The sequence below is a fragment of the Massilia forsythiae genome, assembly GCF_012849555.1.
GTDB lineage: Bacteria > Pseudomonadota > Gammaproteobacteria > Burkholderiales > Burkholderiaceae_D > Telluria > Telluria forsythiae.
Genome location: NZ_CP051685.1, coordinates 211,271 through 226,435, shown reverse-complemented (window position 1 = coordinate 226,435; position 15,165 = coordinate 211,271). Strand labels below are relative to the sequence as shown.

Annotated in this window: 14 protein-coding genes; all 14 read left to right on the top strand. The window is 67.4% G+C overall.

Annotated features, from left to right (window positions below; genetic code table 11):
• Window positions 1–40: 40 nt before the first annotated feature.
• Window positions 41–1,237: an XrtB/PEP-CTERM-associated polysaccharide biosynthesis outer membrane protein EpsL gene (epsL, locus tag HH212_RS01015; RefSeq protein ID WP_169433690.1), complete on the top strand. Its 1,197-nt coding sequence runs from the start codon at window positions 41–43 to the stop codon at window positions 1,235–1,237.
• Between the two features lie 9 nt (window positions 1,238–1,246).
• Window positions 1,247–2,626: an undecaprenyl-phosphate glucose phosphotransferase gene (locus HH212_RS01010; protein WP_169433689.1), complete on the top strand. Its 1,380-nt coding sequence runs from the start codon at window positions 1,247–1,249 to the stop codon at window positions 2,624–2,626.
• 251 nt (window positions 2,627–2,877) lie between these two features.
• Window positions 2,878–3,993 carry a GDP-mannose 4,6-dehydratase gene (gene gmd / locus HH212_RS01005; protein WP_169433688.1) on the top strand — a complete coding sequence of 372 codons (1,116 nt, stop codon included), beginning with the start codon at window positions 2,878–2,880 and terminating at the stop codon, window positions 3,991–3,993.
• Between the two features lie 3 nt (window positions 3,994–3,996).
• Window positions 3,997–4,989 (top strand): GDP-L-fucose synthase, encoded by a 993-nt coding sequence (gene fcl / locus HH212_RS01000; RefSeq protein ID WP_169433687.1) that lies wholly within the window; start codon window positions 3,997–3,999, stop codon window positions 4,987–4,989.
• A gap of 35 nt (window positions 4,990–5,024) precedes the next feature.
• Entirely contained in the window at window positions 5,025–5,504 is a 480-nt protein-coding gene (locus tag HH212_RS27145) for a SurA N-terminal domain-containing protein (RefSeq protein WP_229217504.1), read from the top strand.
• Entirely contained in the window at window positions 5,416–6,072 is a 657-nt protein-coding gene (locus HH212_RS27140) for a peptidyl-prolyl cis-trans isomerase (protein ID WP_229217503.1), read from the top strand. Before HH212_RS27145 ends, HH212_RS27140 begins: the two co-directional genes overlap by 89 nt.
• Window positions 6,073–6,134: 62 nt before the next feature.
• A complete protein-coding gene (gene epsE, locus HH212_RS00990) occupies window positions 6,135–6,923 on the top strand; it encodes a polysaccharide export protein EpsE (RefSeq protein WP_169433686.1) in 789 nt (262 codons plus the stop codon).
• A gap of 14 nt (window positions 6,924–6,937) precedes the next feature.
• Window positions 6,938–8,350: a chain length determinant protein EpsF gene (gene epsF / locus HH212_RS00985; protein ID WP_169433685.1), complete on the top strand. Its 1,413-nt coding sequence runs from the start codon at window positions 6,938–6,940 to the stop codon at window positions 8,348–8,350.
• A 16-nt stretch (window positions 8,351–8,366) separates the two neighbouring features.
• Window positions 8,367–9,260 (top strand): chain length determinant protein tyrosine kinase EpsG, encoded by an 894-nt coding sequence (gene epsG, locus HH212_RS00980; protein WP_169433684.1) that lies wholly within the window; start codon window positions 8,367–8,369, stop codon window positions 9,258–9,260.
• Entirely contained in the window at window positions 9,261–10,187 is a 927-nt protein-coding gene (xrtB, locus tag HH212_RS00975; RefSeq protein WP_169433683.1) for an exosortase B, read from the top strand.
• Window positions 10,184–10,876 carry an exosortase-associated protein EpsI, B-type gene (epsI, locus tag HH212_RS00970; RefSeq protein WP_169433682.1) on the top strand — a complete coding sequence of 231 codons (693 nt, stop codon included), beginning with the start codon at window positions 10,184–10,186 and terminating at the stop codon, window positions 10,874–10,876. The genes xrtB and epsI overlap by 4 nt, the downstream gene beginning before the upstream one ends.
• 19 nt (window positions 10,877–10,895) lie before the next feature.
• Window positions 10,896–12,404: an O-antigen ligase family protein gene (locus tag HH212_RS00965; RefSeq protein WP_169433681.1), complete on the top strand. Its 1,509-nt coding sequence runs from the start codon at window positions 10,896–10,898 to the stop codon at window positions 12,402–12,404.
• Complete coding sequence (locus HH212_RS00960; RefSeq protein ID WP_169433680.1) at window positions 12,401–13,930, top strand: oligosaccharide flippase family protein; 1,530 nt, start codon at window positions 12,401–12,403, stop codon at window positions 13,928–13,930. Before HH212_RS00965 ends, HH212_RS00960 begins: the two co-directional genes overlap by 4 nt.
• Window positions 13,927–15,138, top strand: coding sequence for a glycosyltransferase family 4 protein (locus tag HH212_RS00955; protein ID WP_169433679.1), 1,212 nt, complete (start codon window positions 13,927–13,929; stop codon window positions 15,136–15,138). Before HH212_RS00960 ends, HH212_RS00955 begins: the two co-directional genes overlap by 4 nt.
• The last annotated feature ends 27 nt before the right edge of the window (window positions 15,139–15,165 follow it).

Sequence of the window (15,165 nt, the reverse complement as noted above, 5' to 3'; positions counted from 1 at the left end):
ATCGGGCTCGTCGTGTCGCACTTCGAGAGGATGAACAACCATGCTGCCCGCCCGCCTGCGTCCTCTCGTGCCCGTCGTGTGCGCCGTCCTGGCGCTGCCGGCCGGCGCCATGCCCGGCGATACCCTGCAGGTGATCGGCAACCTGGCCTATGGCCACGACGACAATCTGCTGCGCGTGCCCGACAATCAGCCGGCTTTCGACAACACCCGTAGCGATTCGTGGTGGACGCGCGAAGGCGGTTTGATACTCGACAAAACATATAGCCGACAACGCATCTCTGTCGTGGCCAAGCTGTCCAAAACCAACTTCGACCATTTCAAGCAACTCGACTACGATGGCAAAGATGGGCAAGCAACCTGGTACTGGCAGCTCGGCAACCACCTGGAAGGCAAGATCGGCGCCACCTACCAGCAGGTGCTGGCGCCGTACACCGACTTCCGCAGCAACGAACGCAACCTGCGCAAGAACCGCAGCCAGTATGCGGAAGGCTACTGGCGCTTCCACCCGTCCTGGCGCGCGCGCGCCGGCGTCCAGCGCGACAAGTATATCTACGAGCTGTTCAGCCAGCGCTTCAACGACCGCACCGAGGACACGTCGGAACTGGAGCTCGGCTACATGGCGCGCAGCGACAGCATGGTCGGCCTGATGGTACGGCGGGTGCGGGGGCGCTATCCGTTCCCGCGCCCGGTCGGCCCGGTCGCCGTCAACGACAATTTCACCCAGGACGAGCTCAAGCTGCACGTGAACTGGCTGGCGAGCGGCGCCACCACGCTCGACGCGCTGGTCGGCAGCACGCGCCGGCGCCAGCCGTCGTTCGGCGAAGGCGCGACCAGCGGCGTGGCCGGCAAGGCCAAGGCCAGCTGGCAGCCGCACGGCAAGATGCGCTACGAAGCCGCCGTCTGGCGCGATTTCGCACCGCTGGAGAGCACCGTGGTGAGCTATACGCTGAACAAGGGCGCCAGCATCGGCGCCCAGTGGGATGCGAGCGCCAGGATCCGGGTGAACGCCGATGCCGTCGTCGAGCGCCGCGACTACAATCCGCGCCGCGGCTTCGGCGGCCTGGACGGCCTGCACGATGCCATCCGCACTGCCGGCGTGCGCGCCACCTGGTCGCCGCGCCTGACCGTGCAGGTGGCGGCCGGGTTCGCGCACCAGGCGCGCAGCGGCTCGGTCACGCTCGGCACCGGCAGCTTCACCTCGAACAGCGTGACCCTGTCTGCCAGCGCGCAGTTCTGACCCGCGGCCATGACCGTCAACGACATACCGCTGATCTCGTTCTTCCAGCGCGTGCTCGACCCGCTGATCGTGATGGGGACGCTGTACCTGTCGGCGCTGCTGTTCCACGAACCCTTTTCCGGCTACCTGCTGGTGCTGATGATCCTCGCCTTCTTCATCTCGTCGGCGGTGTACCAGCACATCGACCCGTACCGCACCTGGCGCAGCGGACGCATGTGGGCGTATGCGCGCGACACGCTGTTCGGCTGGTGCCTGACGATCGCGGTGCTGCTGTTCCTCGGCTCGTCCAGCGGCTTGCGCTATTACTACGACGAGCGCGTGGTGCTGGCCTGGTTCGTGGCGACGCCGGTGATCCTGCTGGCCAGCCACATCGCGGCGCGCACCTCCAGGCGCGCCAAGCCGGGCAAGGAAGTGCGCTCGGCGGTGGTGGTGGGCGCCAACGACGTCGGCGTCAAGTTCGCCGCCGTCTGCGAGCGCCACCCGAACCTGTTCATGTCGGTACGCGGCTTCTTCGACGACCGCGCCCAGGATCGCTATCCCGCCGGCATGCTGCATCCGGTGCTGGGCAAGACCGCCGCCCTGGCGCAGTACGTGCGCGAGCACGGCATCAAGATGATCTTCATCAGCCAGCCGCTGTCGGCCCAGCCGCGCGTGCGCCGGCTGATCGACGAGCTGCAGGACACCACGGCCTCGGTGTATTTCCTGCCCGACGTCTACATCTTCGACCTGATGCAGGCGCGTTTCGACAATGTCGGCGGCATGCCGGTGATCGCCATCTGCGAAACCCCGTTCATGGGCTTGAACAGCACCATCAAGCGCGCTTCCGACATCGTGCTGGGCGGCGCCATCCTGCTGCTGCTGGCGCCGCTGATGGCGGCGATCGCCGTCGCCGTCCGGCTCAGTTCGCCGGGACCGGTGATCTTCCGCCAGCGCCGCTACGGCCTGTACGGCGAAGAGATCATCGTCTACAAGTTCCGCTCGATGAAGGTGATGGAGAACGGCAGCGCCGTGCCGCAGGCGCAGCGCAACGACGGCCGCGTCACCGCCGTCGGCGGCTTCCTGCGCCGCACCTCGCTGGACGAACTGCCGCAGTTCGTCAACGTGCTGCAGGGGCGGATGAGCATCGTCGGGCCGCGTCCGCATGCGGTGGCGCACAACGAGCAGTACCGCAAGCTGATCAAGGGCTACATGCTGCGCCACAAGGTCAAGCCCGGCATCACCGGCTGGGCCCAGGTAAACGGCATGCGCGGCGAAACGGCCACGCTCGACAAGATGGAAGCGCGCATCCACTACGACCTGGATTACCTGCGCAACTGGTCGCTGTGGCTGGATCTGTGGATCATTTTGAAGACCGTGAAAGTCGTGCTGGTACGGGAGAACGCGTTTTAGCCGCGCCGGTGACGGCGCGTCCGATGTGGCAAATGAAAATAGCCAGATAGTAATAGCTCACTAGAACTATTACGACGCGGAATTTGATAGGCAACAAGCCGAGCGCAGATCGCGCTTAAACAAGGCTTAAATGGCACGCTTGCCACCGGATTTGCGCTTGCGGGGATGGCGGCGCTGCGTAAAATTATTGCTTATGTTGCAATAAATCCAGGCCGTGGCGTGCTTGCCCGGCGATCCGAAAGTGGGAGACCATGAAAAAAGCGCTGATCACCGGAGTGACGGGTCAGGACGGTTCCTACCTGGCCGAACTGCTGCTCGCCAAGGGCTACGAGGTGCATGGGATCAAGCGGCGCGCCTCGCTGTTCAACACCGGCCGCATCGACCACATCTACCAGGATCCGCACGTCGAGGACAGCCGTTTGTTCCTGCACTACGGCGACCTGTCCGACACGTCGAACCTGACCCGCATCATGCAGGAAGTGCGGCCGGACGAGGTCTACAACCTGGGCGCCATGAGCCACGTCGCGGTCTCGTTCGAGGAGCCCGAATACACCGCCGACGTCGACGCCCTCGGCACCCTGCGCCTGCTGGAAGCGATCCGTTTTCTGGGGCTGGAACGCACGACCCGCTTCTACCAGGCATCGACCTCGGAACTGTACGGCCTGGTGCGCGAGACGCCGCAGTGCGAAACCACGCCGTTCTATCCGCGCAGCCCGTACGCGGTGGCCAAGTTGTATGCCTACTGGATCACCGTCAATTACCGTGAAGCCTATGGGATGTATGCCTGCAACGGCATCCTGTTCAACCACGAATCGCCGCGCCGCGGCGAGACCTTCGTCACGCGCAAGATCACGCGCGCGCTGGCCAATATCGCCCAGGGGTTGGAGCAGCAACTATTCCTCGGCAACCTGGATGCCTTGCGCGACTGGGGCCACGCGCGCGACTACGTGGAAATGCAATGGCTGATGCTGCAGCAGGACGTGGCCGAGGACTACGTGATCGCGACCGGCCGCCAGCACAGCGTGCGCAGCTTCGTCGAACTGGCCGCGCGCGAGCTGGGCATCGTCCTCGCCTGGCAGGGAGAAGGCGTGCACGAGCGCGGCGTGGCGGCGGCGGTGACGGGCGACAAGGCGCCGGCGGTGGTGGCCGGCCAGCCGATCGTCGCCATCGATCCGCACTATTTCCGCCCGACCGAGGTCGAAACGCTGTTGGGTGATCCGGGCAAGGCGCGCAACCGGCTGGGATGGGAGCCGCGCACCGGTTTCGAAGCGATGGTGCAGGAGATGGTGGCGCACGACCTCGATACGGCGCGCCGCCACAAACTGCTGGCCTCGCATGGTTACAACGTTGCAATTTCCTTGGAGTGAACGTTGAATACGCAACCCCGCATCTATGTCGCCGGCCATCAGGGATTGGTCGGCTCGGCCATCGTGCGCACCCTGCGCGCGCGCGGCCATACCGGCATCGTCACGCGCAGCCACGCCGAACTGAAACTCACCGACCAGGCGCGCGTACGCGACTTCTTCCGCAGCGAACGCATCGACCAGGTCTACCTGGCGGCGGCCAGGGTCGGCGGCATCCACGCCAACAATACCTATCCGGCGGAATTTATATACGACAACATGATGGTACAGGCCAACGTCGTGCACGAAGCCTGGCGCAGCGGCGTGCAGAAACTGCTGTTCCTCGGTTCGTCCTGCATCTATCCGCGCCTGGCGCCGCAGCCGATCCGCGAGCAGGACCTGATGGGCGGCATGCTGGAGCCGACCAACGAACCGTATGCCATGGCCAAGATCGCCGGCATCAAGCTGTGCGAAAGCTATAACCGCCAGTACGGCACCGATTACCGCAGCGTGATGCCGACCAACCTGTACGGGCCGGGCGACAACTATCACCCGGAAAACAGCCACGTGATCCCGGCCCTGGTGCGGCGCTTCCACGAAGCCCGCCTCGCGGACGCGCCCGAAGTCGTGATCTGGGGCAGCGGCAAGCCGATGCGCGAATTCCTCTACGTCGACGACATGGCCGCCGCCAGCGTGCACGTGATGAACCTGGACCGCGCCAGCTATGCCGCGCATACCGATCCCATGCATTCGCACATCAACGTCGGCACCGGCGAGGACGTCACCATCGCCGACCTGGCGCGCCTGGTGGGCGAGGTGGTCGGCTACCGCGGCCGCATCGGCTTCGATACCAGCAAGCCGGACGGCACGCCGCGCAAGCTGCTCGACGTGTCCAAGCTGAAACGGCTCGGCTGGCAGGCCAGCACGCCCTTGCCGGAAGGCTTGCGACGTGCCTACGCCGCTTTCCTGCAGGTGGAAGACAAGCGGCTGGACAGCGGGCGCAAGCGCGCCGCCGCCTGAGCCCGCATCCATCATCCATCGTCGAAGGAAGCATCTTGAACAATCATCATCCGGCCGCCATGAACACCTCTTCCGCTTTCCTTGCATCCAGGAGCGCGCTGTGCGGCGCCCTGGTCCTGGCGCTGGCCACCCTGGGCGCGTGCGGCAACAAGGCTGCGGAAAAGAAGCCGGGACAGGCGCTCGCCAGCGTCAACGGCGAAGAGGTCACGGTCTTGCAGCTCAACGAGGAAATGCAGCGCGCCGGCGTGGCGCCGGCCCAGCAGGACGCGGCCAGCAAGCAATTGCTGCAGGTATTGATCGACCGCCAGCTGCTGCAGGAAGCGGCGGCGCGCGAAAGCCTGGACCGCGATCCCAAGGTGATGCAGGCGATCGACCGCGCGCGCGCTGATCATCGCCCAGGCCTACCTGCAGAAGCGCATCGGCAACGTGGCGCGTCCGACGCCGGGCGAGGTCGAGGAATACTTCAACAAGCATCCGGAATTGTTTGCCAACCGCAAGCAGTTCAGCATGAATGAACTCGTGATCGCCGCCGCCGACCTGACTCCCGACCTGCGCAACGCGGCCGACGGCGCCAGGTCGCTGGAAGAAGTCGCGGTCTGGCTGGACGCCCACAAGATCAAGTATGGCCGCAACCAGGTCACGCGCTCGACCACCGACGTGCCGCCGGCGATGGCTTCCAGGCTGCTGGGCATGCCGAAGGGCCAGTTGTTCGTCGTGAAGGACGGTGCGCGCGCCATGTTCATCGCGGTGGCCGACGTGAAGGAGGCGCCGGTGGGCTTGCCGGTCGCCGGCGCGCAGATCGAGCAATTCCTGATGAAAAAGAAGAACCAGGAACTGGCGTCGGCCGAGCTGCAGCGCCTGCGCGGCAACGCCAGGATCGAGTACCTGAACAAGTCCCTGGCGCCGGATGCGAAGGCAGGTGCGCCTGCCGGCGCCGGCGCCGCGGCAGGCGCACCTGCCGGCGCGGCCGCCGGTGCGGAAGCGGGCGTGGGCTCGCCGTCCGCGGCGGCGGCCCTGCCGGCCGTATCCGACAGCGTTGCCGACAAGGCGGCGCTGGACCGCGGCGTCGCCGGTCTCAAGTAAGGCAGGCGAAACCGGCGCCGATGGTTTGATGAACCTGCAATGACGAACCGCAAGGAGCGAACATGAAACGATTCATGCACTGGATGATCGCGGCGAGCCTGGCCTGCGCCGCCGGCATGGGGCTGGCCGCCGACGTGCTGCTCGGCCCCGGCGACGTGGTCAAGGCGTCGGTCTACGGCAGCCCCGACCTGGCGACCGAGACGCGGGTATCGGAAAGCGGCGCCATGACCTTTCCGCTGCTGGGGGAAGTGCAGGTCGGCGGCCTGAGCACGCAGCAGGCCGAGAAGAAGATCGGCGGCTTGCTGGAAAAGGGCGGCTACCTCAGGAAGGCGCAGGTCAACCTGCTGGTGACCACGCTGGCCAGCCAGCAAGTGTCGGTGCTGGGCCAGGTCAACCGGCCCGGCCGCTATCCGGTGGAAGGCAAGCGCAAGGTGCTGGATCTGCTGGCGCTGGCGGGCGGTATCGGCCCCGAGGGCGGCGACATGGTCAGCCTGGTGCGCAACCGCGACGGCGCCGTGACGCGCGAAACCATCGACGTGGTCGACATGGTCCGCAAGGGCGAGCTGAACCGCGACTACGAGGTGGCCGGGGGCGACGTCATCTTCGTCGAGCGGGCGCCGCGCGCCTACATCACCGGCGAAGTGCAGCGCCCGGGCCCGTTCCGCATCGAACGGGCAATGACGGTGCAGCAGGCGCTGTCGGCCGGCGGCGGCCTGACCATGCGCGGCACCGAACGCGGCTTGCGGGTCACGCGGCGCGATGCGGCCGGTGTGGCGCGCACGATCGAGGTCAAGCGCGACGACCTGGTGCAGATCGACGACGTCATCACCGTGCGCGAAAGCTGGTTCTGAGTGAAAGGTCCGCCATGAACGTCCACCAATTCCTGCTGATCCTGCTTGCACGTAAAAAGATCATCCTGGCGACCCTGCTGGTCACGGTCGCACTGGCGCTCGGGTTCAGCCTGGTGCAGTCGAAGACCTACAAGGCGACCGCCTCGGTGCTGTTGAACTACAAGGGGGTCGACCCCTTGACCGGGCTGACCATGCCTGGGCAACTGTTGCCGGGCTATATGGCGACGCAGATCGACATCATCAGCAGCAAGAACGTGGCCCTGCGCGTGGTCGATGCGCTGCGCCTGGCCGGCAGCCCGGCCGTGATCCAGCAGTTCAACGACGCCACCGAAGGCAAGGGCACGGTGCGCGACTGGCTGGCCGACCTGTTGCAGAAGAAGCTCGAGATCGTGCCGGCGCGCGAGTCGTCGGTGGTCGAGATCAGCTTCAAGGGCAGCGATCCGACGTTCGCCGCCGCGGTCGCGAACGCCTTTGCCGACGAATACCAGAAGATCACGGTCCAGCTCAAGACCGAGCCTGCCAAGAAGGCCTCGTCGTATTTCAACGAGCAGACGCGGCAGTTGCGCGACAACCTGGAAGCGGCGCAGGCGCGCCTGTCCAAGTACCAGCAGGAAAAGGGCATCGTCAGCCTCGACAACAACCGGGTCGACGTGGAGCTGTCGCGCCTGAACGACCTGTCGGCGCAACTGGTGGCGGCGCAGACCGCCGCGCTCGAGGCGAATTCGCGCCAGGCCGCCGCCGGCAGCTCGGCGCTGACCTCGCCGGACGTCGCCAACAATGCGCTGATCCAGACCATGCGCGCCAACCTGTCGGTGGCGGAAGGCAAGTTCGCCGACACGGCGCAGCGCTATGGACGCAATCACCCGCAGTATCTGGCCGCCAAGGCCGAGCTCGACAAGGTGCGCGCCGAACTGGCCGCCGCCACAGGCACCGTGTCGCGCAGCGTCGGCGCCAACGCCCAGGTGCTGCGCCAGCGCGAGGCGGAGCTGCGCGACGCGGTGGCGCAGCAAAAGACCAAGGTGCTGGCGCTGAACCGCGCGCGCGACGAGCAGGGCGTGCTACTGAAGGACCTGGACAGCGCCCAGCACGCCTTCGACGCCGCGTCCCAGCGCTTTTCGCAGACCCGCATCGAAGCCCTGTCCGAACAGTCGGACATCTCGCTGCTGAACCCGGCCGTGGCGCCGACCGAGCCGTCCGGGCCGCGCGTGCTGCTCAACAGCCTGGTGGCGATATTGGCCGGCACCATCCTGGGCGTCGGACTGGCGCTGCTGCTGGAATTGCTGAACCGCCCGGTGCGCTCGGCGGACGACATCAAGGACATGCTCGGCATCCCGGTGCTCGGCACCATCGAATGGCAGCCGGCGGATGCACGGCGGCGCGGCATCCGCGCCCTGATCGCGCCGCGCCGTCCGCTGCGCCTGAACTGAACCCTGGAACCCAGACATGAATTCACCGATCCTCAACGCCGTGGCCGCCGACCAGGTGGCCGAACACGCCGCCGAAACGAACCCGGCCTCCAGCATGGGCGCGCTGCTGCTGGAGGCCGGCAAGCTCAGGCCGGAAGACGTCGAGCGCGTGCTGCGCCTGCAGAAGGAAAGCGGGATCCGCTTCGGCGAAGCCGCGGTCCGGCTCGGCCTCGTTGGCGAGGAAGACATCCGGCAGATGCTGGCGCGCCAGTTTTCCTACCCGTACCTGCGCAAGGGCCAGGGCGGCCTGTCGCCGCGCCTGGCGGCCGCCTACGAGCCGTTCTCGCCGCAGGTCGAAGCGCTGCGCGCGATCCGCAGCCAGCTGATGCTGCGCTGGTTCGCCCGCGGCCGGCGTGCGCTGGCGGTGGTCGGCATCGACCCGGAAGACGGCGCCGCCCTGTTCGCGGCCAACCTGGCGATCGTATTCGCGCAGCTGGGCGAGCAGACCCTGCTGGTGGACGCCAACCTGCGCGCGCCGCGCCAGCAGGAAGCGTTCGCCCTCAAGCCGTGCCAGGGGCTGTCCGACCTGCTGGCCGGGCGCGCCGGCCTCGACGTGGTGGCGCGGGTGCCGGCCTTTGCCGAGCTGTCGGTCATGCCGGCCGGCACGCTGCCGCCCAACCCGCAGGAATTGCTGGCCCGCGACGCTTTCCGGGGACTGCATGCCCAGCTGGAAAGCCGCTACGACGTCGTGCTGTACGACGTGCCGCCGTTCGAGTCCGGCGTCGACGCCATCGCGGTGGCGGGCCGCGCCGGCGGCGCGCTGCTGGTCACGCGCAAGCACCATACCCGGATCGCGCACGTCGGCCGCGCCGCCGAACAGCTGGCCGACGCCGGCTGCGACATCCTCGGTTCCGTGGTGATGGAGTTCTGAATGGATACCGGCCTGCATTCCCGGTCGCAGCACATGGCGGACCTGCGCGCCGGTTTGCGCGCCGCCCTGCCCGAATGGTGGCCCGTGCTGGCCGGGCTGGCACTGCTGTTCGCGCCGACCTTCTACAGCCTGTTCACCGGCGCCTGGATCGGCGAAGAGCAGGGCCACGGCCCGATCATCTTCGGGCTGGCCCTGTGGCTGGCCTGGCGCAAGTGGCCGCAGGTGCTGGCCGCCACCGCGCCGCCGCGCGCCGCCGCGGCCGGCTGGCCGGTGCTGGCGCTGGGCCTGGCCTGCCACCTGCTGGGGCGCTCGCAGAAGATCCTGATGCTGGAAATCCTGTCGATCATCCTGGTGGCGGCGGCGGTGCTGCTGGTCAAGCGCGGCGCGCCGGCGCTGCGGGTGCTGTGGTTCCCGTTCTTCTTCATGTTGTTCATGGTGCCGCTGCCGAGCGAATTCGTGGCGGCGGTGACCATGCCGATGAAGATGGCGGTGTCCTGGGCCACCGAGCACATCCTGTGGGCCTGCGGCTATCCGATCAGCCGCTCCGGCGTGATCCTGCAGATCGGCCAGTACCAGCTGCTGGTGGCCGACGCCTGCGCCGGCCTGCAGACCCTGCTGACGCTGGAGGCGCTCGGCCTGTTCTACCTGAACCTGATGCGCCACCCGTCGGCGTTCCGCAACATCGGCCTGGCGCTCTTCATCATCCCGATCTCGTTCTCGGCCAACGTGATCCGCGTGATCGTGCTGACCCTGATCACCTACCATTTCGGCGACGCTGCCGGGCAGGGCTTCCTGCACGGCTTCGCCGGCATGGTGCTGTTCCTGACGGCGCTGGTCCTGATCCTGTCGGTCGATTCGGCGCTGCAATGGACCAGCCGGCGCCGGGACGGGCGTGCTGTCCCGGCGCCCGTCGAGGAGGTCGCATGAACGGCAAATTCGTCGCCAGCGTGGTGCTGGGCGCAGCCATGGCCGTCACGTCGGCCCTGACCGGTGCGCTGACGCCGACCCGGAAGGTGGCCGCGTCCCAGGAAAGCTTCAGCCTGGAACGGATGATCCCGAAGCGCTTCGGCGGCTGGAACGTCGACGACAGCATGGTGCCGCTGACCCCCGACGCGACCCAGAAGGAATTGATCGAGGCGCTGTACGACCAGACCCTGGCGCGCACCTACGTCAACGCCGCCGGCCAGCGCGTGATGCTGTCGATCGCCTACGGCAACGACCAGAGCAAGCAGTTGCAGCTGCACCTGCCGGAGGTGTGCTACGCGGCCCAGGGCTTCGACATGCTGGCCGACCGCAAGGGCGAACTGGGCACCCGTTTCGGACGACTGCCGGTCAAGCGCCTGGTGGCGCGCCAGAACGCCCGCAACGAGCCGATCACCTACTGGGTGACGGTGGGCGACAAGGCGGTCAGTTCCGGCCTCGGCCAGAAGATGCAGCGCTTCCTGGTCAACCTGAGCGGCAAGATACCGGACGGCATGCTGGTGCGCGTGTCCACCATCGAGGCCGACGCCGGCAATGCCTACAAGGTGCAGGACCGCTTCGTCAACCAGATGCTGGATGCGCTGCCGGCGCGCGACCGTGCGCGCCTGATGGGCGCCGCCGGCGGCCACGGCTAGTCGCGCAGCGGACCTCGCCATGCAGAACTTCCTGGTTGTCCTGTATACCTCGCTGCCCTTCGCCATCGCCGCCTTGCTGGCCGTGCTGGCGGTGATCGGCATGGGCGTGGGCATGGTGCGGCCGTGCTGGCTCGCCTATGTCTACATGACGGTATTCTTCTTCAAGAATTCCACCAGTTACGGCTCGCTGGCGGCCGCCGATCCCGGCATCTACAGCCGCGGCTCGGGCGTGCTGCTGTTCCCGCTGCTGCTGTGGTGCATGCTCGGCGCCTGGATCTGCGCCCGCGTCGCCGGCGGTTTCCGCCGTCAGCCGGCGCCGCCCTGCAGCCTGCGTCCCTGGTTCCTGGCCTGGGCGCTGATGCTGGGCGGGCACGTGGCGGTCGCATCCTTCGCCAACGTGACGCTGGCGCAAGCGCTGGCGCCGTCCGGCTTTTCCAACATCGTCTGGATGGCGCCGCTGGTTTCGCTGCTGTTGTTGTCGTTCCGCACCCGCGCGGACGCGATCGCGCTGTCGCGCTTCATCCTGCTGGCCGGACTCGGCCGCGCCCTGTTCGGGCTGGCGCGCTGGGCGGTCCTGGGCGGCGACCCGAACAACGTGTATGCGAACATGAATGCGATCAAGATCAAGCTGACGTTTTTCGACATCAACGACAGCCTGTTGTGCACGCTCGCATTCGCCATCGCCGCGGTCAACCTGTTCCAGATGGTCAAGGCCAGGCGTGCGACGTTCTGGATCGTGGTCGACTGGGCCACGCTGCTTGCCGGCGCCGCCTGCATCGTGCTGTCCTACCGCCGCAGCGCCTGGATCGGTTTCGTGCTGGCCTTCCTCGTCGTCATGATGCGTTTCCCGCTGCGCCGCCGCCTGCAGTTGCTGGCCGCCGGGATGCCGCTGATGGGCGCCGGCCTGCTGCTCGCGGCTTGGCGCCGCCTGGGGCAGACCCAGGGCGCCGGCGGCTGGTCCGGCCTGTTCTACGACATGGAATCGCACCGTTTCGGCGCCGAGAGCGAGCGTGTGCTGGAATTGAAGTACGCGCTGGCCGACTTCGTCGTCCATCCGTTCACCGGCATCGGCGCCTGGGGCCGCTATGCCGGCTACCAGCACATTTCCTGGCAAACCGGACAGGATGGCGGCCTGTTCCTGCACAGCGGCGTGCTGCACATCGCCCTCAAGGCCGGCCTGCCGGGGCTGATCCTGCTGGGCGGCACCATCTGGGCCTTCTGCGCGCTGGCGCGGCAGGCACTGCGCACGCTGCCGCCGGAACTGCTGGGACTGGCCACCGCGGGCGCCGCCGGCCTGGCCTTCATGCTGCCCGACCTGCTGGTCGGCACGCCGTTCCCGCAGGTGCGCACCACGCAGATGCTGGCCATCTGCCTGGCGCTGCCCTACGTGGCGATGGCGGTGTGCCGGCAAGCGGCGGCCATGCAGCCGGGGGCGCATCCGCCGCCGCATTCGCTTGCGCGCAGGGCTGTGCAGGCGGGCGCGCCGGCGGCGCCGGCAAAGCCGGATACGGCGTCCACCCACCCATGAACCTGAGCCTGTTTCGCAACGCCCTGGCCAACCTGCTCGGCGCGGTCGTCCCCGCCGTGGTGGCGCTGGGCACGGTGCCGCTGGTGGTCAAGGGCCTGGGAGACGCCGGCTACGGCCTGTACTCGCTGGTGACGGCCATCGTCGGCTATTTCGCCGTGCTCGACATCAACGTCACCGCCGGCTCGGTGAAATATATCGCCGAATTCAACGCCCGCCAGGACCGCGAGCGCATCAACCAGACCGTGTGCTTTGGCCTGTCCGTGTATGCCGTGCTGGGGCTGCTCGGCGCGCTCGGCCTGGCCTGCGGCGCCGGCTTCCTCGTCACGCGGGTGTTTTCGGTCCCGGCCGCGCTGCAAGCGGAAGCGGTGGACACGCTGCGCCTGGCGGCGCTCGGTTTCTTCGTCGGCCAGCTGCTGAGCTACCTGCAGAGCATTCCGCAGTCGCTGATGCGCTACGACATCGCCAGCCGCATCGAGATGCTGTTCGGCACCGGCGTGCCGCTGTTGACCGTCGGCGTGCTGCTGCTCGGCCATGGCCTGTTCGACGTCATCTTGCTGCGCGTGGTTGCCAGCACCGTCCACGCCGGCGTGTTGTGGCATTCGGTGCGCAAATTATTGCCGGGACTGGCCTGGCGCCGGCCGGGTGCGGCGATCCGGCGCGAACTGCTGGGCTTTTCCGCGTATTCCTTTCTCAGCCGCTTCGCCACGCTGTCGTACGCGTACGCCGACAAACTCATCATCGGCGCGCTGGCCGGGGTCACCGCCCTGGCTTACTTCACGGTGGCCTCGACGCTGGCCAATCGCATCCTGGGCCTGACCTACCGCTTGTCCGGGGTGCTGTTCCCGGCCGCCAGCGCGCTGGCGGCGCGCGGCGAGCTGGAACGGCTGCGCCGGCTGTACCTGAAGGCGAACCGGTATATCGTGTTCATCAACGCCTCGGTGCTGGTACTGGTGGCGGTCTTTTCCTACGAGATTTTGTTCTACTGGATGGACGCGCGCTTCGCCCGCGCCGGCCAGGTGGTGCTGGCCGTGATGACATTGTCGCAATTCATCGATTCGCTCACCAGCCTGCCGTCCCTGGTCAACGACGGCATGGGACATCCGCGTTATTCCGGCATGTTCGCGCTCGTGCGCGCCGTGCTCGGCCTGCTGGTGGTGTATCTTGGCGTGGCGGGCTGGGGGATCGCCGGCGCCGCCTGGGGACACCTGGCGGCGTCGCTGCTGCTGACCTGCGCCTTCCTGGTGGCCGTGCACGGGCGCACGGTGCCGGCCACGCTCGGCGACCTGGCGCGCCAGTCTTATCTGCCGAGCGTGCTGGGGGTCGGCGCCGTGGCCATCGCCGCCGGGTTCGCCAGGCAAATGGCCGGCGGCGCGCCGCTGGCGCTGCTGGCGCTGGTACTGGCGACGGCGGCGGCGCTGGGCGTGCATGGCGCACTCTGCGTACTCGAACCGGACGACAAGGCAATGCTGCGCACGCGGCTCGCGGGATTAGTGAAAGGGATATTGTCGGTGAGGAAATCGGTTTGAAGATCCTGATGGTTTCGGAAGATTTGCCGGGCGCCCAGATCGGTGGTCTTGGCAAGCATGTGGTCACCTTGTCGAATGCGCTGCTCGAGTCGGGACATCGGGTCGACATCCTGGGGCGCAGCGACCGCCATCACGCGGGCAGCGCCGGCGAGATCGGTTTCAGGGGCAGGGTATTGCCCGGCTTCGATTTTTCGCGTCCCGGCTGGAAGGAATCGCAGCTGGGCTTTTTCAATCCGGTCAAGCGGCCCTGGTTCGCGCGCAGCATCGCGCGCGCGCTGATGAAGGAGGCCGCCAACTACGACGTGGTGCATTACCACGGCCATCTGCCGATGGCCGGGCGCTACGTGCCGCAGGACGTGAACTTCGTCCAGACCCGCCACGACCAGGGCAGCGAATGCGTGATCCACCTGCGCTTCAAGGAAGACCACGTGTGCACCGCGCTCGACGCGCGCGACTGCGCCGCCTGCATCCACCCGACCCCGAACACGCTGCGCCGCTCGGTGTCCGGCATGGCGGTGCGGCGCTACCGCGCCGAGACCGCGCATTCGTTCGCGCGCCACAAGACCATCTTCGTATCCGACTTCCTGCGCCGCGCCTTTTTGCGCGCGGTGCCGGACGCCGACCTGTCGCGCGCGCGCGTGATCCACAATTTCATCCGCTATCCCTACCTGCTGGAACGCGCCGTGCGCGCCGACCAGGTGCGCGCCGGGGAAGTCCTGCTGGTCGGACGCATCGACGCTGGCAAGGGCTTCGGCGAATTCCTGGCGCAGGTGCAGGGCTGGCTGCCGGCGCATGCGCGCGTCAGCATCATCGGCGACGGCCCGCTGCGCAAGACCCTGGAAGGCCGCTACGCCGGTCCGCAGGTGCGCTTCCTGGGCTGGCTGCCCTACGACGAGGTGATCCGCATGTCGGCGCAATCGCACCTGCTGGTGATTCCCTCGGTGTGGGAAGAGCCGTGCGGTACCACGGTGCTGGAGGCGCTGGCGCTCGGCAAGCAATGCCTGGCGCTGGCACGCGGCGGCACCCCGGAACTGGCGGCCTACCAGTACTACGACGGCCAGTTGCAACTGGCGCAAACCATGCCGCGCCTGGTAGAGCGCCTGATCGACGGCCTGGGCAAGGCGCCACTGACGGTGCCCTTGCCGCCATCCTTCCCGATGGACGTGTTCCAGGCGATCCCGCGCATACTCGATTTCTACCGGGAGTAGGCCGGGCAGGTCGAAGCGGCCAGGGCA

Excerpts from the sequence above, each read along its gene's own strand:
- xrtB (WP_169433683.1), top strand. The coding sequence starts at position 9,261 with ATGGATACCGGCCTGCATTCCCGGTCGCAGCACATGGCGGACCTGCGC.
- gmd (WP_169433688.1), top strand. The coding sequence starts at position 2,878 with ATGAAAAAAGCGCTGATCACCGGAGTGACGGGTCAGGACGGTTCCTAC.
- epsE (WP_169433686.1), top strand. The coding sequence starts at position 6,135 with ATGAAACGATTCATGCACTGGATGATCGCGGCGAGCCTGGCCTGCGCC.
- HH212_RS00965 (WP_169433681.1), top strand. The coding sequence starts at position 10,896 with ATGCAGAACTTCCTGGTTGTCCTGTATACCTCGCTGCCCTTCGCCATC.
- epsG (WP_169433684.1), top strand. The coding sequence starts at position 8,367 with ATGAATTCACCGATCCTCAACGCCGTGGCCGCCGACCAGGTGGCCGAA.
- epsL (WP_169433690.1), top strand. The coding sequence starts at position 41 with ATGCTGCCCGCCCGCCTGCGTCCTCTCGTGCCCGTCGTGTGCGCCGTC.
- epsI (WP_169433682.1), top strand. The coding sequence starts at position 10,184 with ATGAACGGCAAATTCGTCGCCAGCGTGGTGCTGGGCGCAGCCATGGCC.
- HH212_RS00960 (WP_169433680.1), top strand. The coding sequence starts at position 12,401 with ATGAACCTGAGCCTGTTTCGCAACGCCCTGGCCAACCTGCTCGGCGCG.
- epsF (WP_169433685.1), top strand. The coding sequence starts at position 6,938 with ATGAACGTCCACCAATTCCTGCTGATCCTGCTTGCACGTAAAAAGATC.
- HH212_RS01010 (WP_169433689.1), top strand. The coding sequence starts at position 1,247 with ATGACCGTCAACGACATACCGCTGATCTCGTTCTTCCAGCGCGTGCTC.